A 25,780-nucleotide genomic window follows, 5' to 3' on the forward strand; every position below is an offset into this window, starting at 1 on the left:
CCGTAGGTGGAAGAAGAGTGCACAGGGCAATGCAAGGGGACCAACGCGCACATCGCACCTTCGTGATCCTGTGGACACTGGCGACGGCCGTCAAGCTGTTGATCGCCGCGCGGCTGCCGCTGTTCGTCGACGAGGCGTTCTACTGGCAGGAAGGCCAGCATCTGGCCGCCGCGTATTCGGATCTGCCGGGCATGACCGCCTGGCTGGCGCGGCTGGGCGTGGAACTGGGCGGGCATCATCTGCTGGCCCTGCGCCTGCCGTTTCTGGCCATTGCCGCGCTGATTCCCTGGTTGATCGCGCATATCGCCACGCGCTGGTTCGGCTCCACGCTGGGCTGGCAGGCCGGCAGCCTGACCCTGCTGATGCCGCTGTCGGCCACGCTCGGCATCCTGGCGGTGCCGGATGTGCCGATGGCGCTGGCGGCGGTGCTGTGCATGGATGCCGGCGCGCGGCTGCTGCGCGAGGTCGATGCCACCAGTGCGCTCGAGCTCGCCATCGGCCTGGTGATCGGCGCGCTCAGTCATTACCGCTTTGCCGGGGTGATCGGGGTGGGCTGCATCGCGCTGCTGTGCATTCCGCAGGGGCGCGCGGTCATGCGCGACCCGCGCATCTGGATGGCGCTGACGGTGGGTGCGGTGAGCTGGCTGCCGCTGCTGTTCTGGAATACCGAGCATGACGAGGCCGGGCTGCGCTTCCAACTGGTCGACCGGCATCCCTGGCGCTTTCAGATCACCGGGCTGTGGTTCTTGCTGATACAGGCGGTGCTGGTGACCCCGCTGCTGGCCTGGGCGATGCTCAAGGTCGGCCTGGCCGGCACGCGCGCCGGTGGCGGTTCGCGTGCGCAATGGCGGTATTTCGGCCTGCTGGGCGGGATTTCGACCGTGGCGATCTTCGTGCTCGGCTTCTTCAGCGATGCCGAGCGGATCAGCTTCCACTGGCCGCTGCCGGGCTACCTGGCCTTGCTGGTGGCGGTGCCGGTGATCCTGATGCGTTGGCCGCATACGCTGCGTCGCGCGGCCTGGGCGATTGCGCTGCTCGGCACCCTGGGTGCGTACGGCTATTACCTGGCCGTGTCGGTGCCCTCGATTCGCGCGCATGCGGCCGGCGAAAAATACTATCCGCGCAACTTTGCCGGGTGGAAGGACCTGGCGCGCGCGGTCAAGCTCCGGCTTGCGCAGATGCCGCCGGGCACGCGCGTGCTGGCGGAAAACTTCAAGGTCGGTGCCGAGCTTGGCTTTCAACTGCACGATGCCAACGTGGAAGTGCTGCGCGCGGAGTTGAACGACAAGCACGGGCGCAGCGCGCAGTTGCAGCAGTGGGGGCTGCTCAGCGACGGCACGCGCGCCGGGCCGCGGCTGCTGGTGCTCTCGCCCAGCGATCAGCGGTATCGCGACCTGTTGAAGCGCTACCACGACATCTGCGAGATGGTCGGGCCGCTGCCGCCGCCCACCGTGGTGTCCACCGATCACGGCTACCAGCGCTTCCTGCTGTTTGCGCTGCCGGCGCAACGCCAGCCCGGGCCGTGCATCGCTCCGGCGATGGCCTGGATCGACACGCCGCTGCCGGACGTGCGCGTGGCCGGGCAGGTGCAGGTGCGCGGCTGGGCATTCAAGGACGGCGTCGGGCTGTCGCAGGTGGAGCTGCTGCTGGACGGGCGCCCGGTCGCGCAGGCCGAGTACGGCACGCCGCTGGATGTGCGCCCGTACTGGAAGATCTCCACCGACCCGCAGCACCCCAACGTCGGTTTCAACGCCACCTTCGACACGCATGCGCTGCCGCCGGGCACGCATTGGCTGGGACTGCGCCTGCATGGCCGCGACGGCAGCGTCGAGGACTGGTGGGAACAGCCCATCACCGTTTCCGCACCTTAGATCACGCAATGACCGACGCCATGACTGTTGTCCCTCCCGTGCCTGTGCCCGGGATCCGAATCGCCGTGCTGGTGCCCTGCCATAACGAGGCGGCGACGGTCGCCTCGGTGGTCACTGCGTTTGCCGCTGCCTTGCCGGGCGCGGCGATCCATGTGCTGGACAACAATTCCAGCGATGCCACCGCGACGATCGCCGCGGCGGCCGGCGCGCAGGTGTGCCGCGTGGCGCTGCAGGGCAAGGGCAATGTGGTGCGGCGTGGATTTGCCGATGTGGAAGCGGACATCTATGTGCTGGTCGATGGCGATGCGACTTACGATGCGGCCGCCGCACCGGCGCTGGTGCGCAAGCTGATCGACGAAGGCCTGGACATGGTGGTCGGCGCGCGCCGCGAGCAGCAGCAGGCCGCGTATCGGCCCGGTCATCGCGTCGGCAACGTGTTGCTGACGCGGTGCGCGGGGCTGCTGTTCGGACGCAGTTTCGACGACATGCTGTCCGGCTATCGGGTGTTCTCGCGCCGCTACGTCAAATCCTTCGCTGCGCATGCGCAGGGATTCGAAACCGAAACCGAACTGGCCGTGCACGCATTGCAGCTGCGCATGCCGGTGGCCGAGGTCGAAACCGCCTACGGTGTGCGCCCGGAGGGCTCGCAAAGCAAATTGAATACCTGGCGCGATGGCTGGCGCATCCTCACCACCATCGCCAAGTTGTTCAAGGCCGAGCGGCCGTTGTTGTTCTTCTCCATCGGCTTTGTGCTTAGCGCCACGTTGTCGATCGTGCTGGCGATTCCGTTGTTCGAAACCTATTTCCAGACCGGGCTGGTGCCGCGGTTTCCCACGGCGATCCTGTGCGTGGCGCTGATGCTGCTGGGTTTCCTGCTGCTGGCGTGCGGGCTGATCCTGGATACGGTCACGCGCGGACGCGTCGAGGCCAAGCATCTGGCGTATCTGGCCGAGCCGGGCGTCGCCACTGTTGTCGCTGCGCGTGCACCTGGAGCCGCCCGCTGATGGCAGCCATCGCGACATCGACGCCGGTGGGCCGGCGACAGCGGCTGTTGGGCTGGGCCGATCGCCATTTCGGCTTTCATTCACCACGCCAGATCGCCGCGGCGGTGACGGCGGTCGTGCTGCTGGGTGCGCTGCTCTCGCTTGGGCTGGGCCAGGACGCCAACTGGGACCTGCGCAACTACCACCTCTATATCGGCGATGCCTGGGCGCACGACCGGCTGGGCGTGGATCTGGCGCCGGCGCAGATGCAGAGTTACTTCAGCCCATTGCTCGATGTGCTGCATGCCTGGCTGATGCTGCAGCTTCCCGGGCCGGTGGCCGGGCTGCTGCTGGGCGGCTTGCATGCGCTGGTGTTCGTTCCGGTGGCGGCAGTGGCATGGCGCGTATTGGCCGGGCAAACGCGGCGCGCGCAGTGGGCACCGCTGCTTGCAGTGGCCGGCATGTGCAGCGCGGTGTTTCTGTCCGAGCTCGGCGGCACCATGGGCGACACCGCCAGCGCGATCGCGGTGCTGGCGGCGCTGGCGCTGGTGTTGTCGGCGCAGGCGCGGGCGCGGCAGGGCGCGCATGCGGTGCATCGATGGGCCATCGCCGGCGCACTGATCGGCCTGGCCGTCTCGCTCAAGCTCACCAATGCGCTCTACGCGTTGGCGCTGGTGCCGGCGGTCCTGTGCGATGGCGGGCGCCTGCGCTCCCGCGTGCTGGGCCTTGGTGTGCTTTCCGGCGTTGCGGCGCTGGTGTTGGTGCTGGTGGCCGGGCCCTGGTATTGGCAGGTCTGGCAACACCTGGGCAATCCGCTGTTTCCGCAGTTCAACGGAGTCTTCAAATCGCCGCTGGCGCAGCCGGTGTCGATCGCCGATGTGCGGTGGTTGCCGCGCAATCTCGGCGAGCAGCTGATCTGGCCGCTGCTGTTTACCTTCAAGCCGCAGCGGATCGGCGATCTCGGTCTGGTGCAGGCCGGTTGGGCGGTGCTGTATGCGGTGACGCTGGTCGCTGCAGGGCGCGGGTTGCTGCGTCGGCCCGTGCGACAGGTCGGGCTGGATCGCTCGGCCGTGGTCCTGTTGGTGTTCTTCGGCGTTGCGTACGCGCTGTGGCAGGCCATTTTCAGCATTCATCGCTATCTGGTGGTGCTGGAGCTGCTTGCGCCGCTAGTGCTCTGGATCGTGAGCCGGCACGCATTTGCCGCACGCGCCGATCGCAAGGCGGCCTGGTTGATCGGGCTATGTGCCCTGGTCGCGGTGGTCGGGTGGAAGGATTGGGGGCATGAAGCCTGGGCGCGCGACAGCTTCCAGGTGCAGCAACCGGCGATGGGCGAACCTGCCGCCTCCACGGTGTTGCTGGTCGGCGACGAGCCGCAATCCTGGCGGGTGCCGCTGCTTCCGCGGCAGGCGCGTTATATCGGTGTGGCGACGAATATCGCCGAGACCGACCAGTACCGGCAGCGCGTGCGCACGCTGATTGCCGGGCGGCCGCAGCTCTACGCCGTGCTGGGCGCGGCGCGCGACAAGCAGCAGCTGCGGATCGACCGGATGAATCGCTGGGCGCAGCAACTGGGCTGGAGCGTGCAACCGCAATGCACGAGCCTACGCTGGTTGATCGCACATGGTCTGCGTGCCGAATTGGATGCATCGCAGCCGGGCCGCTGCGTGCTCAACATTGCCAAGGGTAGGGCGCTGGACATCGCCGCCGTCGACCGTGCCGTGCGCGAGGCCGCGCAGCAGCGCCTGGCCGCGTACGGGCTGACGCTGGACCCTGCGCGCTGCCGCACGCTGTCCTCGCATGTGGGGCAGGCTGATTATCCGTATCAGTTCTGTGAGCTGACTCGGCCCGGTTAGGGCTGCGTGCCTGGTGCAGGGATTGGGGATTGGGGATTCGGGATTCGAGATTGGGGAGTTTTGCTCGTGCCCGATCTTTTCCGTGCGTGCGCGGCCTTCACTCCTGGTCGCACGGCAATTCTTACGGAATCTCGAACCCTGCCTGGCGCAGCAGCCGTGCCAGCGCGATCAGCGGCAGACCGACCAGGGCAGTGGGGTCCTGCGAGCGAATGGCGTCGAACAGGCTGATCCCGAAGCCCTCGCACTTGAAGCTGCCGGCGCAATCCAGCGCCGGCTCGGCGGCCAGGTAGCGGTCGATTTCGGCGGGCATCAGCGGGCGCAGCTGCACCTCGGTCAGGTCCAGCGCGTGCGCAGTGCGGCCAGGGCCGACCAGACTCACTGCCGTATGGAAGCGCACCACGCGGCCGGACATCGCGGTCAGCTGCGCATGCGCCCGCTCCAGCGTGCCTGGTTTGCCCAGGGCCAGGCCGTCCAGGTCGGCGACCTGGTCCGAACCGATCACCCAGGCGTCGGGCGCCTGCGCAGCCACCGCTGCTGCCTTTTCGGCAGCCAGCCGGCTGGCCAGCGCGTCCGGGCGCTCCCCAGGCTGCGCCTGCTCGTCGACCTCCGGCCGGGCGGTGCTGAACTCCAGGCGCAGCCGGCCGAGCAGCTCGCGTCGATAGACAGAGGTGGAGGCAAGAATCAGGCGTGGCATCATGGGGCGCTGCACAGGAGGGGCAGGGAAGTCTGCCAGCGTTGGCGCCTTGCGAGGCGCGTGAATAGGGGTATTTGACAGGGCGTCGGCGGGTCTTTAACATTCTGCGGCTTATGTCCGCGAACGTACCCGAAATGCTGGATGCTTGGCGGATGGTCGTAGCGCGCAGGCGTTTCGATGGCCGCATCCCGCTCTCTGCGATGACCCGCCTGCAAGGGAGCTTGGTCGATACCGAGGGCGAGTGTGTCTATTCGCTCCAATTCGATCATGACGACCTGTTGAAGGTCGCCTATGTCGAACTCAGTGTCGATGTCGAGCTTCCGCTGGCCTGCCAGCGCAGCCTGCAGCGTTTTCTGTATCCGGTGCAAATCAGACAGCGTCTTGGTTTGATCCGTGACGAAGCCGACGAAGCTGCGTTGCCGGCCGAGTACGAGGCCTTGCTGGTGCCGGAAGATGGCATGCTGCGGGCCGCGGATCTGGTCGAGGACGAACTGGTGCTGTCGATACCGGTGGTGCCGATGGCGCCGGGTAGCGAAGCCGTCGAGGCCGAGTGGGTTCCGACCCAGGAAGAGCAAGACAAGGCCAGTCCGTTCGCGGCGCTGGCAGCGTTCAAAAAACAGTAACCGCCGCTGTGAAGGGCGGAAAGACAGGTCGGCGCGGGCGTTAAGCGTCCTGTTCGACTCGACAGACAAGTTATCGAACTTAAGTTGGAGCAATCCCATGGCTGTGCAGAAATCCCGAGTTACCCCGTCGCGTCGCGGCCAGCGTCGTTCGCACGATGCCCTGACCGCCAAGCAGCTGTCGACCGATCCGACCAGCGGCGAGATCCATCTGCGCCACCACATCACCGCTGACGGTTACTACCGCGGCAAGAAGGTGATTGCGACCAAGTCGTCGGCCGTCCAAGAAGATTGATTCGTGGCACCCGGCGCGTTCGACGCTGCCGGGTGACCCTCGCTTCTTCCGGAGCCGCCGACCACCGCGGCTCTTGCAACAGGGAACAGTATGAGCAAGCGGATCTATTCCAGGATCGCGGGCACGGGTAGCTATTTGCCCGAAAAGGTGTTGACCAACGACGACATGTCCAAGATCGTCGACACCAGCGATGAATGGATCTTCTCGCGCACTGGTATCCGTGAGCGTCACATCGTCGCCGACGACCAGACCACCAGCGACCTGGCGTATTTCGCCTCGCTGAAGGCGATGGAAGCGGCCGGCGTCACCGCCGACGAGCTCGATCTGATCGTCGTCGGCACCACCACTCCGGACCTGATCTTCCCGTCCACTGCCTGCCTGTTGCAGGCGCGGTTGGGCAATGTCGGGTGTGGCGCGATGGACGTCAACGCCGCCTGCTCGGGCTTTGTCTACGCGCTCAGCGTGGCCGACAAGTTCGTGCGCAGCGGCGACGCCAAGACCGTGCTGGTGGTGGGCGCCGAAACCCTGACCCGTATCGTCGACTGGACCGACCGCACCACCTGCGTGCTGTTCGGCGATGGCGCTGGCGCGGTCGTGCTCAAGGCCGACGAAGACACCGGCATCCTCAGCACCCATCTGCATGCCGATGGCAGCAAGAAAGAGCTGCTGTGGGATCCGGTCGGCGTATCGGTGGGCTTCGGCGAAGGCAAGAACGGCGGCGGCGCCTTGCTGATGAAGGGCAACGACGTGTTCAAGTACGCGGTCAAGGCGCTGGATTCGGTGGTCGACGAGACCCTGGCTGCCAATGGCTACGACAAGCACGACCTGGACTGGCTGATTCCGCACCAGGCCAACCTGCGCATCATCGAGGCCACCGCCAAGCGGCTGGATCTGCCGATGGAGCAGGTGGTCGTCACCGTGGATCGCCACGGCAATACCTCCTCGGCCTCGGTGCCGCTGGCACTGGACGAAGCGGTACGCTCCGGCCGCGTGCAGCGGGGTCAATTGCTGCTGCTGGAAGCGTTCGGTGGTGGATTTACCTGGGGCTCGGCGCTGCTGCGCTACTGAGTTCCGCAGGCAGCGCCGCGTCCGCCGGCGATGCCTGACAGCGTCAGGGACGGACCCGTTATGGCAGAACCCATCGTCATCGCCGGACAGCGCGTCTGGCTGAAGCAGTACCGCCGCGACAGCCGGGCGGTCTCGCTCGGAGCACTCAACTTCGTCGCCCGCCGCTGGGGCCTGGACGCCTTGCGTCCACCGCCGCACCGTGGCGGCGATGCCGCGCGCGATCTGGAAGCGCGCCGGCTCGGTGAACTGCAGGCGCAGGCGGTGAATGTGCCGCGCGTGGTCGGTTGCGGGCAGGCAGCCCTGGTGCTCAGCGACAACGGCCGTTCCTTTGCCAGCTGCCTGCGCGAGGCCGACGCGCCCGAGCGCGACCGCCTGATCGCGCTGGCGGTGGCGGCCATTGCCGCTGCCCATCGCGATGGCGCGTATTTCGGCCAGCCGCTTCCGCGCAACATGACCTTCGACGGGCAGGCGGTCGGCTTCATCGATTTCGAAGAAGACCCGCTGGAAGTGATGGACCTGGCCCAGGCCCAGGCGCGCGACTGGCTGGTGTTCGGCTACGGCGTGGCCAAGTATTACCGCGGCCGCCGCGAGGTGCTGCAGCGGTTGATGACGGGCGCCTTCGATGCGGCCGGCCCGGCGGTGGCGGCGCATGCGCACGTGGTGACCGGGCGCCTGCAGCGGTTTGCGCAGCTCACCGGTCGCCTGGGGCGCTCGGCCGGGGCGCTGGCGCGCGCCATCCTGGCCATCCACGCGGCGACCTCCCTGGCCGTGGTGCTGGTACTGGTGATGTGCGTGGACTGGCTCGCCGATGGCGAAATGGACCTGCTCAACGCCTTGCTGTAAGTGTGTCGGCGGTCGCGCCGGACGGGCCTTGCATACGCGGCAGTACAGACGCCGGGGCGATTTCGCACGTATCATCCCGGCTCGATTTTTGTAGGCAGCAACGCGTGACCGAATCCACTCTCGCCTTCGTGTTCCCCGGCCAGGGCTCGCAGTCCCTGGGCATGCTGGCCGAACTGTCCGAGCTGCATCCGCAGATCCGCGAAACCTTCGCCGAAGCCTCCGAAGGCGCTGGCGTCGACCTGTGGGCGCTGTCCCAGGGCGGCCCGGAAGAGATGCTCAACCGCACCGAATACACCCAGCCGGCCTTGCTGGCCGCTGGCGTGGCGGTGTGGCGGCTGTGGAATGCGCAGCGCGGGCAGCGCCCGGCGGTCCTGGCCGGGCACAGCCTGGGCGAATACACCGCGCTGGTCGCTGCCGGCGCCCTGTCGCTGCACGACGGCGCGCACCTGGTGCGGCTGCGCGGCCAGTTCATGCAGGCTGCCGCGCCGGCCGGTGTCGGTGCGATGGCGGCGGTGCTGGGCGCCGAGGATGCGCTGGTGCTGGAGGTCTGTGCCGAGGCGGCCGGCAGCCAGGTGGTGGTGCCGGCCAATTTCAACTCGCCCGGTCAGATCGTGATCGGCGGCGATGCGGCGGCGGTGGATCGCGCGCTGGCCCTGCTGGCCGAGCGCGGCGTGCGCAAGGCGGTCAAACTGGCGGTGAGCGTGCCCTCGCATACCCCGTTGATGCGCGATGCCGCCAACCAGCTCGCCGAAGCGATGGCCGGGCTGAGCTGGCACGCGCCGCAGATTCCGGTGGTGCAGAACGTCGATGCGCGCGTGCACACCGGCAGCGATGCGATCCGCCAGGCGCTGGCCGAGCAGCTGTACCTGCCGGTGCAGTGGACCGGCTGCGTGCAGGCGCTGGCCGCCCAGGGCATCACCCGGGTCGCCGAATGCGGCCCCGGCAAGGTGCTGAGCGGGCTGATCAAGCGCATCGACAAGAGCCTGGACACCCGTCCGCTGGCCACGCCTGGCGATTACGCCGGCGCGCTCGAGGCGTGGACGCACTGATTCGACGCACCTGCCGGCGCTGCCGGCAGCCCTCACCGTTCGCGGCTGCGGTCGCGAGCTCCCCACTCGAGGAACAGCATTCATGAGCAAGCCTCTGCAGGGCGAGATCGCCCTCGTCACCGGTGCCAGTCGCGGCATCGGCGCGGCCATCGCCGATACGCTGGCCGCACAGGGCGCCACCGTGATCGGCACCGCGACCTCGGCCTCCGGCGCCGCGGCGATCGGCGCGCGCCTGGCTGCCCAGGGCGGCCACGGCCGCGAGCTCAACGTCACCGACGCTGCGGCGGTCGATGGCCTGATCGATGCGATCGGCAAGGAGTTTGGCGCGATCTCAATCCTGGTCAACAACGCCGGCATCACCCGCGACAACCTGTTGATGCGGATGAAGGACGACGACTGGCAGGCGATCATCGACACCAACCTGACCAGCGTGTTCCGCACCTCCAAGGCGGTGATGCGCGGCATGATGAAGGCGCGCAAGGGCCGCATCGTCAACATCGCCTCGGTGGTGGGCGTGACCGGCAACCCCGGCCAGACCAACTACGCCGCGGCCAAGGCCGGCATCATCGCGTTCTCCAAGTCGCTGGCCAAGGAAATCGGCTCGCGCGGGGTCACCGTGAATGTGGTGGCGCCCGGCTTCATCGATACCGACATGACCAAGGCGCTGCCGGAGGAGGCCAAGGCTGCCCTGCTGCAGCAGATCGCGCTCGGGCATCTGGGCGCGCCGGAAGACATCGCCAACGCGGTGGCGTTCCTGGCCGGCCCGAGCGCCGGTTACATCACCGGTGAGACCCTGCACGTCAACGGCGGCATGTACATGCCGTGAGCGTGCGGCGCCGGGAGGCGCTAAGTGGCTGATCGGCCGGGACTTGTGATGCAATGCAAGGCTCGGTCGCTTCCACTACACTATCCAACGCGGCCATCGCAGCCCGATGGCGTTTTTTTCGTACCACCACTACTCCATCTGGAGCGATATCCCCAATGAGCACCATCGAAGAACGCGTCAAGAAAATCGTCGTCGAACAACTCGGCGTCAAGGAAGAGGAAGTCACCACCAGCGCATCGTTCGTCGATGACCTGGGTGCCGACTCGCTGGACACCGTCGAGCTGGTGATGGCGCTGGAAGAAGAGTTCGAGTGCGAGATCCCGGACGAAGAGGCTGAGAAGATCACCTCGGTCCAGCAGGCGATCGACTACGTCAAGGCTCACGTCAAGAGCTGATGCGTTGTTCCTGACAGCGGTGGCGTGCGTCAAGCCGCTGCTGCGTCAGACATTCCATGGGGCCGCTGATGCGGCCCTGTGTTTTTCAAGCGTCATCCGCAAACTGCAAGCACCGTCCGTTCCGTGGTGAGGAGATCTGCAATGAGTCGTCGTGTTGTCGTTACCGGCATGGGCATGGTGTCGCCGCTGGGCAATGATCTGGCCACCAGCTGGGATGGAATCATCCACGGGCGCTCAGGCATCGGCCCGATCACGCAGATCGATGCCTCGCAGTTCACCACCAAGATCGCCGGCGAGATCAAGAATTTCGACCCCACGCTTTTTGTGTCCGCCAAGGACGTCAAGAAGATGGATTCGTTCATCCATTACGGTGTCGGCGCCTCGTTCATGGCGCTGGACGACTCCGGCCTGGAAATCAACGAAAGCAATGCCGAACGCGTTGGCGCCATTCTCGGCTCCGGCATCGGCGGGCTGCTCGGTATCGAAGAGCAGACCATCAAATTCCATGAGGGCGGCGCGCGCAAGATTTCGCCGTTCTATGTGCCCAGCACCATCATCAACATGCTGCCGGGCCAGGTGAGCCTGATCAAGGGCCTGAAAGGCCCGACCTTCTCGGCCGTATCGGCCTGCGCCACCTCCAACCATTCGATCGGCACCGCGATGCGCATGATCCAGCATGGCGACGCCGATGTGATGCTGGCCGGCGGCGCCGAGCGCGGCTCCTCGCCGAGTTCGGTGGGCGGCTTCTGCGCGATGAAGGCGATGTCCACCCGCAACGACGACCCGACCGGCGCCTCGCGTCCGTGGGACAAGCAGCGCGATGGCTTCGTGCTGGGCGACGGTGCCGGCGTGCTGGTGCTGGAAGAGTACGAACACGCCAAGGCGCGTGGCGCACGCATCTATGCAGAACTGGTCGGCTTCGGCGCCAGCTCCGACGCCTTCCACATGACTGCACCCAGCGAAGACGGCGAGGGTGCGGCGCGCAGCATGGCCGCGGCGATGCGCGATGCCAAGCTCAATCCCGAGCAGATCGGCTACCTCAACGCGCACGGCACCTCCACGCCGCTGGGCGATCTGGCCGAAACCCTGGCGATGAAGCGCGCGCTGGGCGACCACGCCTACAAGACCATGGTCAGCTCGACCAAGTCGATGACCGGCCACCTGCTCGGCGCGGCCGGCGGCGTGGAAGCGATCTTCTCGGTGATGGCGCTGCATACCGGCATCATTCCGCCGACCATCAATCTGGAAGAGCCCAGCGAAGGCTGCGACCTGGATTACGTGCCGAACGTGGCGCGCGAGGTGCAGGTGGATGCGGTGATGTCCAACGGCTTCGGCTTCGGCGGCACCAACGGCACGCTGGTGTTCAAGCGCGTCTGACGTCCCGGCGTTGGTGTACCGCGAACAATGCTTCGCGGTACACGCCGCACGCAGGTTACGGCGGTCGGGCAGGGCGCGTGTACGCGGCCGAACGTCGCTCCGCGAGCTGATCCTTCTCTTCATGTGTGCCCTGCCTCTCTCGCAGGGCGGCGCCTCTTAGCACCCCACGCCCAACCGGCCGATGACGCTCACCAGACCCCTGCACGCCGACATCGACCTGCTGGCGCTGCATCGGCTGGCGCCGCAGCGGTATCCGGCACTGCTCGAATCCACCGCCTCCGGCACCGCGCACGGTCGCTGGGACGTATTGCTGCTGGCAGACGGCGCACGCCTGCGGCTGGATGCCGATGGGCGCACGCGCGACGGCGATGGACGCGTGCTGGACGGCGGCTTTCTGCAGGCACTGGATGCGGCCTGGCAGGCCGAGCGCGTGCCGCACGATGCGACCAGCCCCTGGCCGTTTCGCGGCGGCTGGGCGGTGTTGCTGGATTACGAACTGGCCGCGCAGGTCGAACCGATTCTGCAGTTGCCCACGCGCAGCGATGGCTTGCCGAGCGCACTGGCCTTGCGTGCGCCTGCCGCAGTGCTGCGCGACCGGGTGCAAGGCCGCTGCATCGCGCTGGCCGAGCCGGGCCGCGAGGATCTGCTGACCCGCATCGTCGAGGACATCGCCGCCTGCGCCGCATTGCCACCATTGCCCGGCTGGGTCGGGCCGCTGGCTGTCGATGAGGACGCGCCGGAGCGCTTCACCGATGCAGTGGAGCGCGTACTCGATTATCTGCGCGCCGGCGATGTGTTCCAGGCCAATATCTCGCGCGCCTGGCATGCGAGGTTTGCCGCGGCGGTCGATCCGGCGGCGTTGCATGCGCGCCTGCGCGCGGCCAATCCCGCCCCGTTTGCCGGCCTGTTCGTCGCGGCAGGACGTGCGGTGGTGAGTTCCTCGCCGGAGCGGCTGGTGTCGGTGCAGGGCGATGTGGTGCAGACGCGCCCGATCGCCGGCACCCGCGCGCGCTTTGCCGGCGACGACGATGCCGCACGCATCCGCGAGCTGGTCGGCCATCCGAAGGAGCGCGCCGAGCACGTCATGCTGATCGACCTGGAGCGCAACGACCTGGGACGCATCTGCGCGCCCGGCACGGTGGAGGTGGACGAGCTGATGGGCGTGGAAAGCTACGCGCACGTGCACCACATCGTCAGCAATGTACGCGGCCGTCTGCGCGCCGACGTCACTCCGGGCGAGGCGATCGCCGCGGTGTTTCCCGGTGGCACCATCACCGGTTGCCCGAAGGTGCGCTGTATGCAGATCATCGCCGAGCTCGAATGCACCGCGCGTGGCGCCTATACCGGCGCATTCGGCTGGCTCAATCGCGACGGCGACATGGATCTGAACATCCTGATCCGCACCGCCGAGGTGGCCGGGGAGCAGGTGCATTTCCGCACCGGCGCCGGGATCGTGGTGGATTCGGACCCGCAGCGCGAACTGGACGAGACCCGCGCCAAGGCGCGCGGCGTGCTGCGCGCCTTGGACCAGGCATGAGCGCTTCAACGGGACATCACCGGCGCGCGGTATCCTGCGCGGCGCTGGGGCAATGACGAGGTGCGTGTGGCGGTGACTGGCAAACGTGGATGTCTGGCTGTGCTGGGCACGGCCCTGTTGCTCGTGGCGCTGCTGGCGATTGCGGGGCTGGTGGCGTGGCGGCATTACCTGCACTTTGCCGAGACACCGGTGAGCGCGAGCGCGCCCAGCGTGGTGATTGCGCCCGGCGATTCGCTCAAGGCCACATTGCGCAAATTGCGCGCCGCCGGCGTGGCGCAGGGCACCAATCTGGAATGGCAGTTGCTCGCGCGCCAGGTCGATGCGACCGGCAAGCTCAAGGTGGGCGAATACGCGCTGGCGCCGGCGCTGTCGCCGCGCGAGCTGCTCGAACGCATGCGCCAGGGCCGGGTGATCCAGTACCGCTTCACCATCGTGGAAGGCTGGAACTTCCGCCAGCTGCGCGCCGCGATCGTCACCGCCACGCCGCTACAGCAATCCATCGCTGCGCTGGACGATGCGGCGTTGATGGCGCGGCTGGGGTTCGCCAACCAGCACCCGGAAGGGCGCTTCCTGCCGGAAACCTATCTCTACCAGCGCGGCGACAGCGATCTGGACGTGCTCAAGCGTGCCCACCTGGCCATGGACAAGGCGCTGGCGCAGGCCTGGGCGCAGCGTGCGCCGGATCTGCCGCTCGGCTCGCCGGAACAGGCCTTGATCCTGGCCTCGATCATCGAAAAGGAAACCGCGCTGGGCTCGGAGCGCCCGTTGATTGCCGGCGTGTTCCTGCGCCGCCTGCAGCTGGGCATGAAGCTGCAGACCGACCCCACCGTGATCTACGGCATCGGCAGCAGTTACGACGGCAATATCCGCCGCCGCGACCTGACCACCGATACGCCGTACAACACCTACACGCGTACCGGCCTGACCCCGACGCCGATCGCCATGCCCGGCCGTGAGGCCTTGCTGGCGGCGGTGCGTCCGGCGCCGGGGAACGCCCTGTACTTCGTGGCGGTCGGCGATGGCACCGGCGCGCATGCGTTCTCGGCCACCCTGGCCGAACATAATGCCGCGGTGGCGCGTTACCTGCAGCGCCGTCGCCTGCCGCAACCGGAGTCCACTCCATGACCACTGCGTTTTCACCCTGGCAGCAGCGCGCCTACGACCAGACGCTAGCGGCACTGGACGCCGGCCGGCTCGGGCACGGCCTGCTGATCTGCGGGCCGGATGGCCTGGGCAAGCGTGCGGTGGCGCTGGCGCTGGCCGAGCACGTGCTGGCCAGCTCGCCGGACCCGGTGCTGGCGCAGCGCAGCCGGCAGCTGATCGCCGCTGGAACCCACCCGGACCTGCAGCTGATCTCGTTCATTCCCAACCGCACCGGCGACAAGCTGCGCACCGAGATCGTGATCGAGCAGGTACGCGAGATTTCGCAAAAGCTCTCGCTGACCCCGCAATACGGCATCGCCCAGATTGTGATCGTCGACCCGGCCGATGCGATCAATCGCGCCGCGTGCAACGCCTTGCTCAAGACGCTGGAAGAACCCTCGCCGGGGCGCTACCTGTGGTTGATCAGCGCGCAGCCGGCGCGCCTGCCGGCGACCATCCGCAGCCGCTGCCAGCGTCTGGAATTCAAGCTGCCGCCCGCGCACGAGGCGCTGGCCTGGCTGCTGTCGCAAGGTGTCGACGAACGGGCTGCACAGGAAGCGCTGGATGCCGCACGCGGTCATCCGGGGCTTGCGGCGCAGTGGCTGCGCGAGGACGGCCTGGCGGTGCGCCGCGCGGTGGCGCAGGACCTGGAGCAGATCGCCGCCGGGCGCGCCAGCGCAGTGGATATCGCGCAGCGCTGGACCAACGACGGCCAGGCCGACCAACGTCTGCGCCACGCGGCAGACCTTGCGCTGGCACAGGCATCGGCCGGCTTGACCGATCCATCGCGGTTGCACAAGCTGGCGACTTGGTTCGACGCCGCCAATCGCACCCGCGACCTGCTGCGCACCACCGTCCGCGCCGATCTGGCGGTGACGGAATTGTTGCTGGCCTGGCGCGAGGGAGAGCGTCCGGCACGTTCTAGGGGAACTCGATGAGTGCAATGAATGCACGCCAGGGCATCTTGTCGCTGGCGTTGAAGGACAAGCCGGCGCTCTATAGCGCCTACATGCCGTTCGTGAAAGGCGGCGGCATCTTCGTGCCCACGCCCAAGCGCTACATGCTCGGCGACGAAGTCTTCCTGCTGCTGACCCTGCCGGACTCCAGCGAACGCCTGCCGGTGGCCGGCAAGGTGGTCTGGACCACCCCGGCCGGCGCGCAGGGCAACCGCGCCGCCGGCATCGGCGTGCAGTTCCCGGACGGCCCGGAAGGCGAGGGCGTGCGCAACAAAATCGAGACGTTGCTGGCGGGCCTGACGACCTCGGACAAGCCGACGCATACGATGTGAGGTCATGCGGTGTGAGGCGGGTGCGGGTGCGCGTGATCGCCGTCGTGTTGGACGCGGGGCATCGAAGCTGCGTATCGGGCGTTTGAACGGCGCCGAATCGAACGCCGGGTCATCGCTGCCAGCTAGCGCGAATGCCGCGCCCGGTCATCGGAACGCGGCGTTTTCGACCGCATCATCATCGCAGTGGATGAACCTGTTGACGATCGCCGCAGCTGCCCTATAATGTGCGGCTCGCGTCATCGGGCGGTTAGCTCAGCGGTAGAGCATTGCCTTCACACGGCAAGGGTCACAAGTTCGAACCTTGTACCGCCCACCATCGAAACCCAGCAACAGCAAGGGTTCCAGCGCGAGAAGAAAGGAGCCGGCCATGTGCCGGCTTTTTTGTTGTCCTGCAGGGGCGGGCGAAGCCATGGGCGCCTGGTTTGGCTGACGTGGTCGTGTGGACCTGGGCCACGCCGTCAAATGGCCGTTGTCACGATATCCGTGCGAGCGAAGTACGGAGCCTGTCGACTCAGGGGTTTGTTCAAGTCGCTGACAGCCGTGTTCATCCGGTTGTGCCTGCTTGTTGCAGGCTCGGGAACGAATCGCCATCCTGCAATCCCCCGCGTTGAAGAAGGAGTGGCGATGAAGGCGCTGCTTGGAAGTGCTCTGGTTGCAATGATGCTGCTGGCGGGCTGTGCCCGTGACGTGGGCGAGCAGTACGTGGGCAAGTGGGTCAACATGAAGTCGGAGAAGAACGTGCTCAGCATCGAGCACAACGGCGAGAGCTTCATCATTCGCGACACCACGCCGGAGCTGCTGGGCGGTGGCGTCAAGACCAGGAATCATCCGGCGATCTTGAACAAGGGCGTGCTGCAGGTATCCAACGCCGATGGCACGGTCAACTACGCGATCGACCAGGCGACCGGGCACCTGAGCACGGGCGATACCGAATACACGCGGGTCAAGTGATCGCTGCGCGCTCGCTCACTAGGTGAGTGCTGGGTGGCGTGCTGCATCTGCGGCGGGATCGCATTACCAACGTCGCGCCGACCCTGCCGTGTGATCGTGTCGCATGACCGGTCGCCGCCGACCGCCAGTCTTGCGTGCTGACGACTCGCCGACCAACGTCTGCGCTTGCGGCCCGAGCGCGCAAGCCAAAGCCCGCAGCTGCATCTCAAGCAGGCGATGCCGACGCGTGCGCCTGCATCCAGCGCCACAAAGTGGTGCGCGAGACGCCGAGCGCCTGTGCGGCGAGTGCGCGGTTGCCGTTTGCGCGATCGAGCGCTGCGCGGACTGCTGCGGCGGTGAGTTGCATTCGCGAGGTTGCAAGATCGCTGTGCTCGGGGGCCGCCACGCTGCCGTCAATGCGCATGTCGAACAGCTCGGGTGCCCAGCGTTGCAATTGATCCAGGCCCAGGCTGTCGTGCGGTTGGGCCTTCCAGTGGATGCACAGGCGTTCGACCAGGTTGCGTAGTTCGCGCACGTTGCCCGGCCAGGTGTGTTGTTGCAGCCGCTGCAGCGCTGCTGGAGACAATGGCGACGGCAGCGCGCCGAGTTGCTGGAAGTAATGTGCCAGCAACAAGGCGATCTCGTTGGGGCGATGACACAGCGGCGGCAGGGCGATGCGTAACGCCGCCAGGCGATAAAAAAGGTCGCGGCGGAAGCGCCCCTGTTCGACCAGGGCCTGCAATGGCTGCAGGCTGGCGGCGACCACGCGTACGTCGACGGCGACCGGCAACGTAGCGCCGACACGCAGCACTTCGCGCTCCTCCAGCACGCGCAACAGGCGTGTCTGCAGCGGCATCGGTAGTTCGCCGATCTCGTCGAGAAACAGCGTGCCGTCCTGCGCGGCTTCGATCAGGCCGACATGGCCGCCGCGGCGTGCGCCGGTAAAGGCGCCATCGCTGTAGCCGAACAATTCCGCTTCCAGCAGCGATTCGCTGATGGCGCCGCAGTTGATGGCGACGAAACGGCCGCGTCGTCTACTGCCGGCATGCAACTGGCGCGCGACCAGTTCCTTGCCGGTGCCGGTCTCGCCGCTGATCAATACGGTGCCCGGATGCGGGGCGTACAGCTGCACCAGCTCGCGCACCTGCGCGATTGCGGCGTCTTCGCCAAGCAATGCGTCGGTGCGCCGCACCCGGCGCGTGCCGGTGCGGCTGCCGCCGCGCTCGTTGCCGGGTGTGGTACCCAGCGCGATGGCGTGTTCGAGCGCCAGGCGGACCGAATCTGCCGAATACAGCAGCACGCCGGGCAGGCCAGCCTGCTCGGCGAAATCGATCGCCATGCCGGTGCCGACGATGACCTGGATGCCGCTGGCGCGCAGGTCGGCAATGCAGTCGCGCGCGTCTTCGGCGGTGACGAAGCGGCGGTGCTCGATGTCGAGGTCAAAGCTGTCCTGGAAGGCGCGGAACGAGGGCACGTCGGTGGCATGGGTGACCACGCCGATGCGCGGTGCGATGCGGCGTGCGCGCGCCAGCGCTTCCATCAGATCGAACCCGGTGGCCTGGATCGGCGCCAGTGGCAGTGCGAGTCGGCTACGCAGATAGGCGGCATTGGAGCCACCGGCGACCAGTACGTCGCAGTGCTCGCGGCGCAGGCGCTGGCCGATGACCTCCACCGCCTCGGCAAAACCAAGGTTGACCTGCTCGATGCGCGCGCGCTGGTCGAACTCGGGGATGACGTCGGCCAGCAGGCCGGTCAGGCGAGAGACGCTGACGGTCCAGATGACCGGTGGAGAGGGCTCCATCGGCTCGGTAAACCTGGGGCTGCGCATCGTTGGTGCCGCGTTGCAAAGATGTTGCATGCTGCGCGTTGCGTTGCAGCTTTGCAACATATGGGTAGTTCTGGCCAAATCGAATCAATGACTTGGCGTTGGCATGCCATTTGCGCCTAATCCCGTATCCCAACCCTGGAATCGCCATGACGTCCTCACCCACCGCTTCCGCCGGCATGCGCTTCCGCGCTGCGCTGGCTGCCGAATCGCCGCTGCAGGTGATCGGTGCGATCAATGCCAACCATGCGCTGCTGGCGCAGCGTGCCGGCTACCAGGCCATCTACCTGTCTGGCGGCGGTGTGGCGGCCGGTTCGCTGGGGCTGCCGGACCTAGGCATCAATACGCTGGAAGACGTGCTGATCGACGTGCGCCGCATCACCGATGTCTGCGAGCTGCCGCTGCTGGTGGATGTGGACACCGGCTTCGGGCCGAGCGCGTTCAATATCGAGCGCACCATCAAGTCGCTGATCAAGGCGGGCGCAGCCGGCTGCCATGTCGAGGACCAGGTCGGCGCCAAGCGTTGCGGGCATCGGCCGGGCAAGGAGATCGTCAGCCAGGCCGAGATGGTCGACCGGGTCAAGGCGGCGGCCGATGCCAAGACCGATGCGGCGTTCTTCCTGATTGCGCGCACCGATGCGATCCAGATGGAAGGCGTGGATGCGGCGATCGAACGTGCGATCGCCTGCGTGGAAGCCGGTGCCGACGGCATCTTTGCCGAAGCTGCGTACGACCTGGACACCTACAAGCGGTTTGTCGATGCAGTGGGCGTGCCGGTGCTGGCCAACATCACCGAATTCGGCAAGACACCGCTGTTCACGCGCGACCAGCTTGCCCAGGCCGGCGTGGCGATCCAGCTGTTTCCGCTGTCGGCATTCCGTGCGGCCAACAAGGCGGCCGAGGCGGTCTATACCGCGATTCGGCGCGATGGTCATCAGCAGGCCGTGCTGGACACCATGCAGACGCGCGAAGAGCTGTACGAGCGCATCGGCTACCACGGCTACGAGCAGCGCCTGGACGCGTTGTTTGCACGCAAAGGTGCATGATCGCGCCTTGCTGCGTGCAGGTTCCGCAACTTCATCCGTGACACCGCAACACGACACCGTTTGGGAGCGCATCGCATGAACGACACCGTCAATCCCGGCTTCAAGCCGAAGAAATCCGTCGCACTGTCCGGCACTGCTGCAGGCAACACCGCGCTGTGTACGGTGGGCCGCAGCGGCAACGATCTGCATTACCGCGGCTACGACATCCTGGATCTGGCCACCACCAGCGAGTTCGAGGAAATTGCCTACCTGCTGGTGCACGGCAAGCTGCCCAACGACGGCGAACTGCGCGGTTACAAGGCCAAGCTGCGCTCGCTGCGCGGCGTGCCGGCGGCAGTGAAAACCGCACTGGAGCAACTGCCGCCGTCGGCGCATCCGATGGATGTGATGCGCACCGGGGTGTCGGTGCTGGGTTGCCTGCAGCCGGAAAAAGACGATCACAATCATCCTGGCGCGCGCGATATCGCCGACAAGCTGATGGCCTCGCTGGGCTCGATGCTGCTGTACTGGTACCACTACAGCCACAACGGCAAGCGCATCGAGGTGGAAACCGACGACGACTCGATCGGCGGGCACTTCCTGCATCTGCTGCACGGGTTCGCGCCGAAGGACTCATGGGTGCGTGCGATGCACACCAGCCTGATCCTGTACGCCGAGCACGAGTTCAATGCCTCCACGTTTGCAAGCCGGGTGATCGCCGGCACCGGCAGCGACATGTACAGCGCCATCGCCGGCGGCATCGGCGCGTTGCGCGGGCCCAAGCATGGCGGCGCCAACGAAGTGGCCTTCGAGGTGCAGAAGCGCTACGACACCCCGGACGAGGCCGAGGCCGACATCAAGGCGCGTGTGGAACGCAAGGAAGTGGTGATCGGCTTCGGGCACCCGGTCTACACCGTGTCCGATCCGCGCAACAAGGTGATCAAGGAGGTGGCGCGCGAACTCTCTGACGAGCAGGGCAGCCGCAAGATGTACGACATCGCCGAGCGCCTGGAGACGGTGATGTGGGACATCAAGAAGATGTTCCCCAACCTGGATTGGTTCAGTGCGGTCAGCTACCACATGATGGGCGTGCCGACGGCGATGTTTACGCCGTTGTTCGTGCTGGCGCGCACTGCCGGGTGGAGCGCTCACATCATCGAGCAGCGCATGGACGGCAAGATCATTCGTCCCTCGGCCAATTACACCGGCCCGGAAGATCAGGTCTTCGTACCGCTGGATCAACGCTCCTGAGGACGCGCCAGCGGTTGGATTAATCTGCCGATCGCCTTCGCTCAACGAAGGCGATCAGACGATGGCAACCGCAACGAGAGATGGCAGTCCCCCCCACACGCCGGAAATCCTGAATCCGATTCCCGATTCCCGATTCCCGATTCCCGATTCCCGAAATACCCCCCGCCCGCTTCGATATCGCCAGCCATGAACAGCCAGTACCGCAAGCCCTTGCCGGGCACCTCGTTGGACTACTTCGATGCACGCGCCGCCGTGGATGCGCTGCAACCCGGCGCCTATGCAACGCTGCCGTACACCGCACGTGTGCATGCGGAGAATCTGGTGCGGCGCGCCGAACCGCAGATGCTGGAGGCGTACCTGCGCCAGCTGATCGAGCGCAAGCGCGACCTGGATTTTCCATGGTTTCCGGCGCGGGTGGTCTGTCACGACATCCTGGGCCAGACCGCGCTGGTCGACCTGGCCGGGCTGCGCGATGCGATCGCCGAGCAGGGGGGCGACCCGGCGCAGGTCAACCCGGTGGTGCCGGTGCAGTTGATCGTCGATCACTCGCTGGCGGTGGAATACGCCGGTTTCGACAAGCAGGCCTTCGCCAAGAATCGCAGCGTGGAAGATCGGCGCAACGCCGACCGCTTCCACTTCATCGAGTGGACCAAGCGCGCATTCGAAAACATGGAAGTGATTCCGCCGGGCAACGGGATCATGCATCAGATCAATCTGGAGAAGATGTCGCCGGTGATCTATACGCTCGATGGCGTGGCGTTCCCCGATACCTGCGTAGGCACCGACAGCCACACCCCGCATGTGGATGCGCTGGGTGTGATCGCGGTGGGCGTGGGCGGGCTGGAAGCGGAAAACGTGATGCTGGGGCGCGCCTCGTGGATGCGGCTGCCCGACATCATCGGTGTGGAACTGCTGGGCCGGCCGGCGCCCGGCATTACCGCCACCGACATCGTGCTGGCCCTGACCGAGTTCCTGCGGCAGCAACGTGTGGTCGGTGCCTATCTGGAGTTCTACGGGGCCGGTGCCAGCGCACTGACCATCGGCGATCGCGCGACCATCTCCAACATGACGCCGGAGTTCGGTGCCACTGCGGCGATGTTCTATATCGACCAGCAGACGTTGGATTACCTGCGCCTGACCGGGCGCGAGGACGCACAGATCGCCTTGGTGGAGACCTACGCATGCCACACCGGCCTGTGGGCGGATGACCTGGTCACAGCGCAGTACGAGCGTGTGCTGCAGTTCGACCTGTCGAGCGTGGTGCGCAACATGGCCGGGCCATCCAATCCGCACAAGCGCGTGGCCACCAGCGAGCTGGCCGAGCGCGGCATTGCCGGCGTCTGGGATGCCGTGCCGGGCCAGATGCCCGATGGCGCGGTGATCATCGCGGCAATCACCTCCTGCACCAATACCTCCAACCCACGCAATGTCATTGCCGCGGGCTTGCTGGCGCGCAATGCGAATGTACGCGGATTGACGCGCAAACCCTGGGTGAAAAGTTCGCTGGCGCCGGGTTCCAAGGCGGTGCAGTTGTACCTGGAAGAGGCCGAGTTGCTGGGCGAACTGGAACAACTGGGTTTCGGCATCGTCGCGTTTGCCTGCACCACCTGTAACGGCATGAGCGGTGCGCTGGACCCTGCGATCCAGCAGGAGATCATCGACCGCGATCTGTATGCCACCGCGGTGTTGTCGGGCAACCGCAATTTCGACGGGCGCATCCATCCGTATGCGAAGCAGGCGTTTCTGGCATCGCCGCCGTTGGTGATCGCCTATGCCATCGCCGGCACGGTGCGCTTCGATATCGAAAAGGATGTGCTGGGCATCGATGCCGATGGCGTGGCGGTGACGCTCAAGGACCTGTGGCCGAGCGATGCGGAGATCGATGCGGTGGTGGCGCGCAGCGTCAAGCCGGAGCACTTCCGCAGCGTCTACGACCCGATGTTCAAGCGCAGCGCGGGGCAGGGCATCCGCGTCAGTCCGTTGTACGACTGGCGGCCGGCCAGCACCTACATCCGGCGCCCGCCGTACTGGGAAGGTGCGCTCGCCGGTGCGCGCAGCTTGCAGGGCCTGCGCCCGCTGGCGGTGCTGGGCGACAACATCACCACCGACCATCTGTCGCCGTCGAATGCGATCCTGGCCGGCAGCGCGGCAGGCGAATACCTGGCGCAGATGGGCGTGCCGGAGGAAGACTTCAATTCCTACGCCACCCATCGCGGCGATCACCTCACCGCGCAGCGCGCCACCTTCGCCAACCCCAAGCTGGTCAACGAAATGGCGGTGGTCGATGGACAGGTCACCGCCGGTTCGCTGACGCGGCTGGAACCGGAAGGGCAGGTGCTGCGCATGTGGGAGGCGATCGAAACCTACATGATGCGCAAGCAGCCGCTGATCATCATTGCCGGTGCCGATTACGGGCAGGGCTCCTCGCGCGACTGGGCGGCCAAGGGCGTGCGTCTGGCCGGGGTGGAGGTGATCGTGGCCGAAGGCTTCGAGCGGATCCACCGCACCAACCTGATCGGCATGGGCGTGTTGCCGCTGGAGTTCAAGCCGGGCACCGACCGCAAGACGCTGGGCATCGACGGCAGCGAAACCTTCGATGTGGTCGGCGAGCGCACGCCGGGCGCCACGCTGACGCTGTCGATCCATCGGCGCAACGGCGAGCAGGTGCAGGTGCCGGTCATCTGCCGCCTGGACACCGCCGAAGAAGTGTCCATCTACGAGGCGGGCGGCGTGCTGCAACGATTTGCGCAGGATTTTCTTGAGGCCTCGGCAGCCTGATGGCTTCGACGCCCGAGGACGCCAGGTCGCGCGCTTGCACCCACCCGTGCAGGCGCGCACACTTTGGCAATCTTTGCCATCAGGAGGTCGCGTGGCCACGATGAATATCTCTTTGCCCGACGAGCTCAAGCAGTTCGTCGATCAGCAAGTTCAGGAGCACGCCTACGGTTCCAGCAGCGAGTACCTGCGCGAACTGATCCGCAAGCAACGTGATGTGGAACAGCTGCGTGGGTTGCTGCTGGATGGGGCCAACTCCGGGCCGGCCGTGGCAACGGAGCCTGATTTCTTCGACAAGATGCGTGAGCGCGCGCAGGCACGCGCTGCCAGCAAGTGAAGCCGGCGCGCTGGCGCCCATTGGCGCTACGTGACGTCGACGAAGCCGCTGCGTGGTATGGCGAACAAGCCGGGCTCGCGCTGGAACTGGCGTTTGCCGACGCGCTGGAGTCGGCGGTCAAGATGCTGATGCAGCACCCGGGTGTCGGTTCCAGCCGACATGCGGTGCTGTTGAAGCTGCAGGACCTGCGGGTGTGGCCACTCAAGGGATTTCCCTATTTGATTTTCTACATCGAACGCGACACGGACATCGTCATCTGGCGTGTGCTGCAGATGCAGCGCGACATTCCTGCGTGGATGAGCGGCGACGCCTGAGCGGTTCGACGCCAGTTTTGCCTCAACTCTCCGGCAGCGCCGCAGTCAGTGCGTCTTCGCTGTGATCACGATCAACCGAGATAGACCAAGCCCATGACCCCGCTCCCCCAACTCCGCATCCCGGCCACCTACATGCGTGGCGGCACCAGCAAGGGCGTGTTCTTTCGCCTGCAGGACCTGCCCGCTGCCGCGCAGCAGCCCGGGCCTGCGCGCGATGCGTTGCTGCTGCGGGTGATCGGCAGCCCCGATCCCTACGGCAAGCAGATCGATGGCATGGGCGGGGCGACCTCCAGCACCAGCAAGAGCGTGATCGTGTCGGCCAGTACCCGTGCCGGGCACGATGTGGACTATCTGTTCGGGCAGGTGTCCATCGACAGCGCGTTCGTGGACTGGAGCGGCAACTGCGGCAACCTGTCGGCGGCGGTGGGACCGTTTGCGATCGCCAATGGCTTGGTCGATGCCGCGCGGGTGCCGCGCGACGGCGTGGCAACGGTGCGGATCTGGCAGGCCAATATCGGCAAGACCATCGTGGCGCATGTACCGATGACCGATGGCCAGGTGCAGGAAACCGGCGACTTCGAACTGGATGGGGTGACCTTTCCCGCGGCCGAAGTGCAGCTGGAATTTCTCGACCCGGCCGACGATGCCGAAGGCGAGGGCGGGGCGATGTTCCCCACCGGCCAGCTGATCGATCAGCTGGAGATTCCCGGCCTGGGCACGATCGCCGCAACGCTGATCAATGCCGGCATCCCGACCATCTTCGTCAACGCGCGCGACCTGGGCTATACCGGTACCGAGCTGCAGGAAGCGATCAATGGCGACCCGCGTGCATTGACCATGTTCGAGACCCTGCGTGCGCACGGCGCGGTGCGGATGGGCTTGATTGCGAAGGTGGAAGACGCAGCGACGCGGCAGCACACGCCGAAGGTGGCGTTCGTGGCGCCGCCGGCCGATTACACCGCCTCCAGCGGCAAACCGGTGCACGCTGCCGAACTCGATCTGCTGGTGCGCGCGATGTCGATGGGCAAGTTGCATCACGCCATGATGGGCACCGCCGCGGTGGCGATCGGCACCGCGGCCGCCGTGCCCGGGACCCTGGTCAATCTTGCAGCGGGCGGCGCGGCGCGCTCTGCGGTGCGTTTCGGGCATCCCTCCGGGACCTTGCGCGTCGGCGCCGAGGCGCAGCTGGTGGACGGCCAGTGGCAGGTAACTAAGGCGCTGATGAGTCGTAGTGCGCGGGTGCTGATGGAAGGCTGGGTGCGCGTGCCGGTCGACGCCGCCGGGGGCGGCTGATCGCCCGCTGAGACCGGGCAGGCCCCAACGCACACATTGCATGCGCGTGTTGCATTAATTCGAACGCCTTTTCGAATTCGGAAAACTTTTTCGCACGCGCTCTGCCAAATTTGTGTAAATCGTGTTAATTCTGTTGCAACGCGGCATGCAGATCAGGCCGCTCCGCCAACCGAATTCGGAGTCTTCCC

Annotated in this window: 24 protein-coding genes and 1 tRNA gene; 23 read left to right on the top strand and 2 right to left on the bottom strand. The window is 66.5% G+C overall.

Annotated features, from left to right (window positions below):
• Positions 1 to 29 precede the first annotated feature (29 nt).
• Genes GGR73_RS00590 through GGR73_RS00600 form a run of 3 tightly spaced genes read left to right on the top strand, consistent with a single transcriptional unit; the run spans position 30 to position 4,707 of the window.
• Positions 30 to 1,871, top strand: coding sequence for a glycosyltransferase family 39 protein (locus GGR73_RS00590; protein ID WP_184455196.1), 1,842 nt, complete (start codon positions 30 to 32; stop codon positions 1,869 to 1,871).
• 8 nt (positions 1,872 to 1,879) lie between these two features.
• A complete protein-coding gene (locus tag GGR73_RS00595) occupies positions 1,880 to 2,875 on the top strand; it encodes a glycosyltransferase (RefSeq protein WP_184455198.1) in 996 nt (331 codons plus the stop codon).
• Positions 2,875 to 4,707 (top strand): hypothetical protein, encoded by a 1,833-nt coding sequence (locus tag GGR73_RS00600; RefSeq protein WP_184455200.1) that lies wholly within the window; start codon positions 2,875 to 2,877, stop codon positions 4,705 to 4,707. Before GGR73_RS00595 ends, GGR73_RS00600 begins: the two co-directional genes overlap by 1 nt.
• 121 nt (positions 4,708 to 4,828) lie before the next feature.
• Here the strand turns inward: GGR73_RS00600 and GGR73_RS00605 are convergent, their stop codons facing one another.
• Positions 4,829 to 5,404: a Maf family protein gene (locus GGR73_RS00605; protein WP_054590838.1), complete on the bottom strand. Its 576-nt coding sequence runs from the start codon at positions 5,402 to 5,404 to the stop codon at positions 4,829 to 4,831.
• Positions 5,405 to 5,514: 110 nt separating this feature from the next.
• Here GGR73_RS00605 and GGR73_RS00610 point away from each other — a divergent pair, with 110 nt between their 5' ends.
• From GGR73_RS00610 to GGR73_RS00675, 14 genes are all read left to right on the top strand, one after another.
• Positions 5,515 to 6,024, top strand: coding sequence for a YceD family protein (locus GGR73_RS00610; RefSeq protein WP_046341941.1), 510 nt, complete (start codon positions 5,515 to 5,517; stop codon positions 6,022 to 6,024).
• Positions 6,025 to 6,121: 97 nt separating this feature from the next.
• Positions 6,122 to 6,316, top strand: coding sequence for a 50S ribosomal protein L32 (gene rpmF / locus GGR73_RS00615; RefSeq protein WP_003483870.1), 195 nt, complete (start codon positions 6,122 to 6,124; stop codon positions 6,314 to 6,316).
• A gap of 90 nt (positions 6,317 to 6,406) precedes the next feature.
• Entirely contained in the window at positions 6,407 to 7,384 is a 978-nt protein-coding gene (locus GGR73_RS00620) for a beta-ketoacyl-ACP synthase III (RefSeq protein ID WP_024938452.1), read from the top strand.
• A 60-nt stretch (positions 7,385 to 7,444) separates the two neighbouring features.
• Positions 7,445 to 8,227 carry a BUD32 family EKC/KEOPS complex subunit gene (locus GGR73_RS00625; protein ID WP_016902517.1) on the top strand — a complete coding sequence of 261 codons (783 nt, stop codon included), beginning with the start codon at positions 7,445 to 7,447 and terminating at the stop codon, positions 8,225 to 8,227.
• 104 nt (positions 8,228 to 8,331) lie between these two features.
• Positions 8,332 to 9,276 carry an ACP S-malonyltransferase gene (fabD, locus tag GGR73_RS00630; RefSeq protein WP_184455202.1) on the top strand — a complete coding sequence of 315 codons (945 nt, stop codon included), beginning with the start codon at positions 8,332 to 8,334 and terminating at the stop codon, positions 9,274 to 9,276.
• Positions 9,277 to 9,358: 82 nt separating this feature from the next.
• On the top strand, positions 9,359 to 10,102 hold the full coding sequence (gene fabG, locus GGR73_RS00635) for a 3-oxoacyl-ACP reductase FabG (protein WP_016902515.1): 744 nt from the start codon (positions 9,359 to 9,361) through the stop codon (positions 10,100 to 10,102).
• A 155-nt stretch (positions 10,103 to 10,257) separates the two neighbouring features.
• Positions 10,258 to 10,497, top strand: a complete 240-nt coding sequence (acpP, locus tag GGR73_RS00640) for an acyl carrier protein (protein WP_002814322.1) — start codon at positions 10,258 to 10,260, stop codon at positions 10,495 to 10,497.
• Positions 10,498 to 10,638: 141 nt separating this feature from the next.
• Entirely contained in the window at positions 10,639 to 11,874 is a 1,236-nt protein-coding gene (fabF, locus tag GGR73_RS00645) for a beta-ketoacyl-ACP synthase II (RefSeq protein ID WP_184455204.1), read from the top strand.
• 181 nt (positions 11,875 to 12,055) lie between these two features.
• Complete coding sequence (locus GGR73_RS00650; protein ID WP_054590841.1) at positions 12,056 to 13,411, top strand: aminodeoxychorismate synthase component I; 1,356 nt, start codon at positions 12,056 to 12,058, stop codon at positions 13,409 to 13,411.
• A gap of 60 nt (positions 13,412 to 13,471) precedes the next feature.
• Complete coding sequence (gene mltG, locus GGR73_RS00655) at positions 13,472 to 14,536, top strand: endolytic transglycosylase MltG (protein WP_054590842.1); 1,065 nt, start codon at positions 13,472 to 13,474, stop codon at positions 14,534 to 14,536.
• The gene (locus tag GGR73_RS00660; protein ID WP_184455206.1) at positions 14,533 to 15,492 is read left to right on the top strand and encodes a DNA polymerase III subunit delta'; all 960 of its coding nucleotides are present in this window, start codon (positions 14,533 to 14,535) and stop codon (positions 15,490 to 15,492) included. The genes mltG and GGR73_RS00660 overlap by 4 nt, the downstream gene beginning before the upstream one ends.
• Entirely contained in the window at positions 15,489 to 15,842 is a 354-nt protein-coding gene (locus tag GGR73_RS00665) for a PilZ domain-containing protein (RefSeq protein ID WP_039523910.1), read from the top strand. Before GGR73_RS00660 ends, GGR73_RS00665 begins: the two co-directional genes overlap by 4 nt.
• A 241-nt stretch (positions 15,843 to 16,083) precedes the next feature.
• Positions 16,084 to 16,158, top strand: a tRNA-Val gene (locus tag GGR73_RS00670).
• Between the two features lie 308 nt (positions 16,159 to 16,466).
• Entirely contained in the window at positions 16,467 to 16,793 is a 327-nt protein-coding gene (locus GGR73_RS00675; protein WP_039523911.1) for a hypothetical protein, read from the top strand.
• A 205-nt stretch (positions 16,794 to 16,998) separates the two neighbouring features.
• Here the strand turns inward: GGR73_RS00675 and prpR are convergent, their stop codons facing one another.
• Entirely contained in the window at positions 16,999 to 18,600 is a 1,602-nt protein-coding gene (gene prpR, locus GGR73_RS00680) for a propionate catabolism operon regulatory protein PrpR (RefSeq protein ID WP_184455208.1), read from the bottom strand.
• Positions 18,601 to 18,746: 146 nt separating this feature from the next.
• On the opposite strand from prpR, the gene prpB reads away from it, so the two are divergent.
• From prpB to prpF, 6 genes are all read left to right on the top strand, one after another.
• Positions 18,747 to 19,643, top strand: a complete 897-nt coding sequence (gene prpB / locus GGR73_RS00685) for a methylisocitrate lyase (RefSeq protein WP_184455210.1) — start codon at positions 18,747 to 18,749, stop codon at positions 19,641 to 19,643.
• A 75-nt stretch (positions 19,644 to 19,718) separates the two neighbouring features.
• On the top strand, positions 19,719 to 20,873 hold the full coding sequence (gene prpC, locus GGR73_RS00690; protein WP_115043160.1) for a bifunctional 2-methylcitrate synthase/citrate synthase: 1,155 nt from the start codon (positions 19,719 to 19,721) through the stop codon (positions 20,871 to 20,873).
• 186 nt (positions 20,874 to 21,059) lie between these two features.
• Positions 21,060 to 23,651: a Fe/S-dependent 2-methylisocitrate dehydratase AcnD gene (gene acnD, locus GGR73_RS00695; protein ID WP_184455211.1), complete on the top strand. Its 2,592-nt coding sequence runs from the start codon at positions 21,060 to 21,062 to the stop codon at positions 23,649 to 23,651.
• Between the two features lie 91 nt (positions 23,652 to 23,742).
• On the top strand, positions 23,743 to 23,985 hold the full coding sequence (locus tag GGR73_RS00700; RefSeq protein ID WP_029220676.1) for a type II toxin-antitoxin system ParD family antitoxin: 243 nt from the start codon (positions 23,743 to 23,745) through the stop codon (positions 23,983 to 23,985).
• A 20-nt stretch (positions 23,986 to 24,005) separates the two neighbouring features.
• A complete protein-coding gene (locus tag GGR73_RS00705; protein WP_202397434.1) occupies positions 24,006 to 24,299 on the top strand; it encodes a type II toxin-antitoxin system RelE/ParE family toxin in 294 nt (97 codons plus the stop codon).
• A 93-nt stretch (positions 24,300 to 24,392) separates the two neighbouring features.
• Positions 24,393 to 25,592: a 2-methylaconitate cis-trans isomerase PrpF gene (gene prpF, locus GGR73_RS00710; RefSeq protein ID WP_184455213.1), complete on the top strand. Its 1,200-nt coding sequence runs from the start codon at positions 24,393 to 24,395 to the stop codon at positions 25,590 to 25,592.
• The last annotated feature ends 188 nt before the right edge of the window (positions 25,593 to 25,780 follow it).

The organism is Xanthomonas sp. F14 (assembly GCF_014199865.1).

Bases quoted from the DNA above. Each gene is read 5' to 3' on its own strand.
- GGR73_RS00590 (WP_184455196.1), top strand. From the start codon at position 30: ATGCAAGGGGACCAACGCGCACATCGCACCTTCGTGATCCTGTGGACA.
- GGR73_RS00595 (WP_184455198.1), top strand. From the start codon at position 1,880: ATGACCGACGCCATGACTGTTGTCCCTCCCGTGCCTGTGCCCGGGATC.
- GGR73_RS00600 (WP_184455200.1), top strand. From the start codon at position 2,875: ATGGCAGCCATCGCGACATCGACGCCGGTGGGCCGGCGACAGCGGCTG.
- GGR73_RS00605 (WP_054590838.1), bottom strand. From the start codon at position 5,404: ATGATGCCACGCCTGATTCTTGCCTCCACCTCTGTCTATCGACGCGAG.
- GGR73_RS00610 (WP_046341941.1), top strand. From the start codon at position 5,515: ATGTCCGCGAACGTACCCGAAATGCTGGATGCTTGGCGGATGGTCGTA.
- rpmF (WP_003483870.1), top strand. From the start codon at position 6,122: ATGGCTGTGCAGAAATCCCGAGTTACCCCGTCGCGTCGCGGCCAGCGT.
- GGR73_RS00620 (WP_024938452.1), top strand. From the start codon at position 6,407: ATGAGCAAGCGGATCTATTCCAGGATCGCGGGCACGGGTAGCTATTTG.
- GGR73_RS00625 (WP_016902517.1), top strand. From the start codon at position 7,445: ATGGCAGAACCCATCGTCATCGCCGGACAGCGCGTCTGGCTGAAGCAG.
- fabG (WP_016902515.1), top strand. From the start codon at position 9,359: ATGAGCAAGCCTCTGCAGGGCGAGATCGCCCTCGTCACCGGTGCCAGT.
- acpP (WP_002814322.1), top strand. From the start codon at position 10,258: ATGAGCACCATCGAAGAACGCGTCAAGAAAATCGTCGTCGAACAACTC.
- fabF (WP_184455204.1), top strand. From the start codon at position 10,639: ATGAGTCGTCGTGTTGTCGTTACCGGCATGGGCATGGTGTCGCCGCTG.
- GGR73_RS00650 (WP_054590841.1), top strand. From the start codon at position 12,056: ATGACGCTCACCAGACCCCTGCACGCCGACATCGACCTGCTGGCGCTG.
- GGR73_RS00660 (WP_184455206.1), top strand. From the start codon at position 14,533: ATGACCACTGCGTTTTCACCCTGGCAGCAGCGCGCCTACGACCAGACG.
- GGR73_RS00665 (WP_039523910.1), top strand. From the start codon at position 15,489: ATGAGTGCAATGAATGCACGCCAGGGCATCTTGTCGCTGGCGTTGAAG.
- GGR73_RS00675 (WP_039523911.1), top strand. From the start codon at position 16,467: ATGAAGGCGCTGCTTGGAAGTGCTCTGGTTGCAATGATGCTGCTGGCG.
- prpR (WP_184455208.1), bottom strand. From the start codon at position 18,600: ATGCGCAGCCCCAGGTTTACCGAGCCGATGGAGCCCTCTCCACCGGTC.
- prpB (WP_184455210.1), top strand. From the start codon at position 18,747: ATGACGTCCTCACCCACCGCTTCCGCCGGCATGCGCTTCCGCGCTGCG.
- prpC (WP_115043160.1), top strand. From the start codon at position 19,719: ATGAACGACACCGTCAATCCCGGCTTCAAGCCGAAGAAATCCGTCGCA.
- acnD (WP_184455211.1), top strand. From the start codon at position 21,060: ATGAACAGCCAGTACCGCAAGCCCTTGCCGGGCACCTCGTTGGACTAC.
- prpF (WP_184455213.1), top strand. From the start codon at position 24,393: ATGACCCCGCTCCCCCAACTCCGCATCCCGGCCACCTACATGCGTGGC.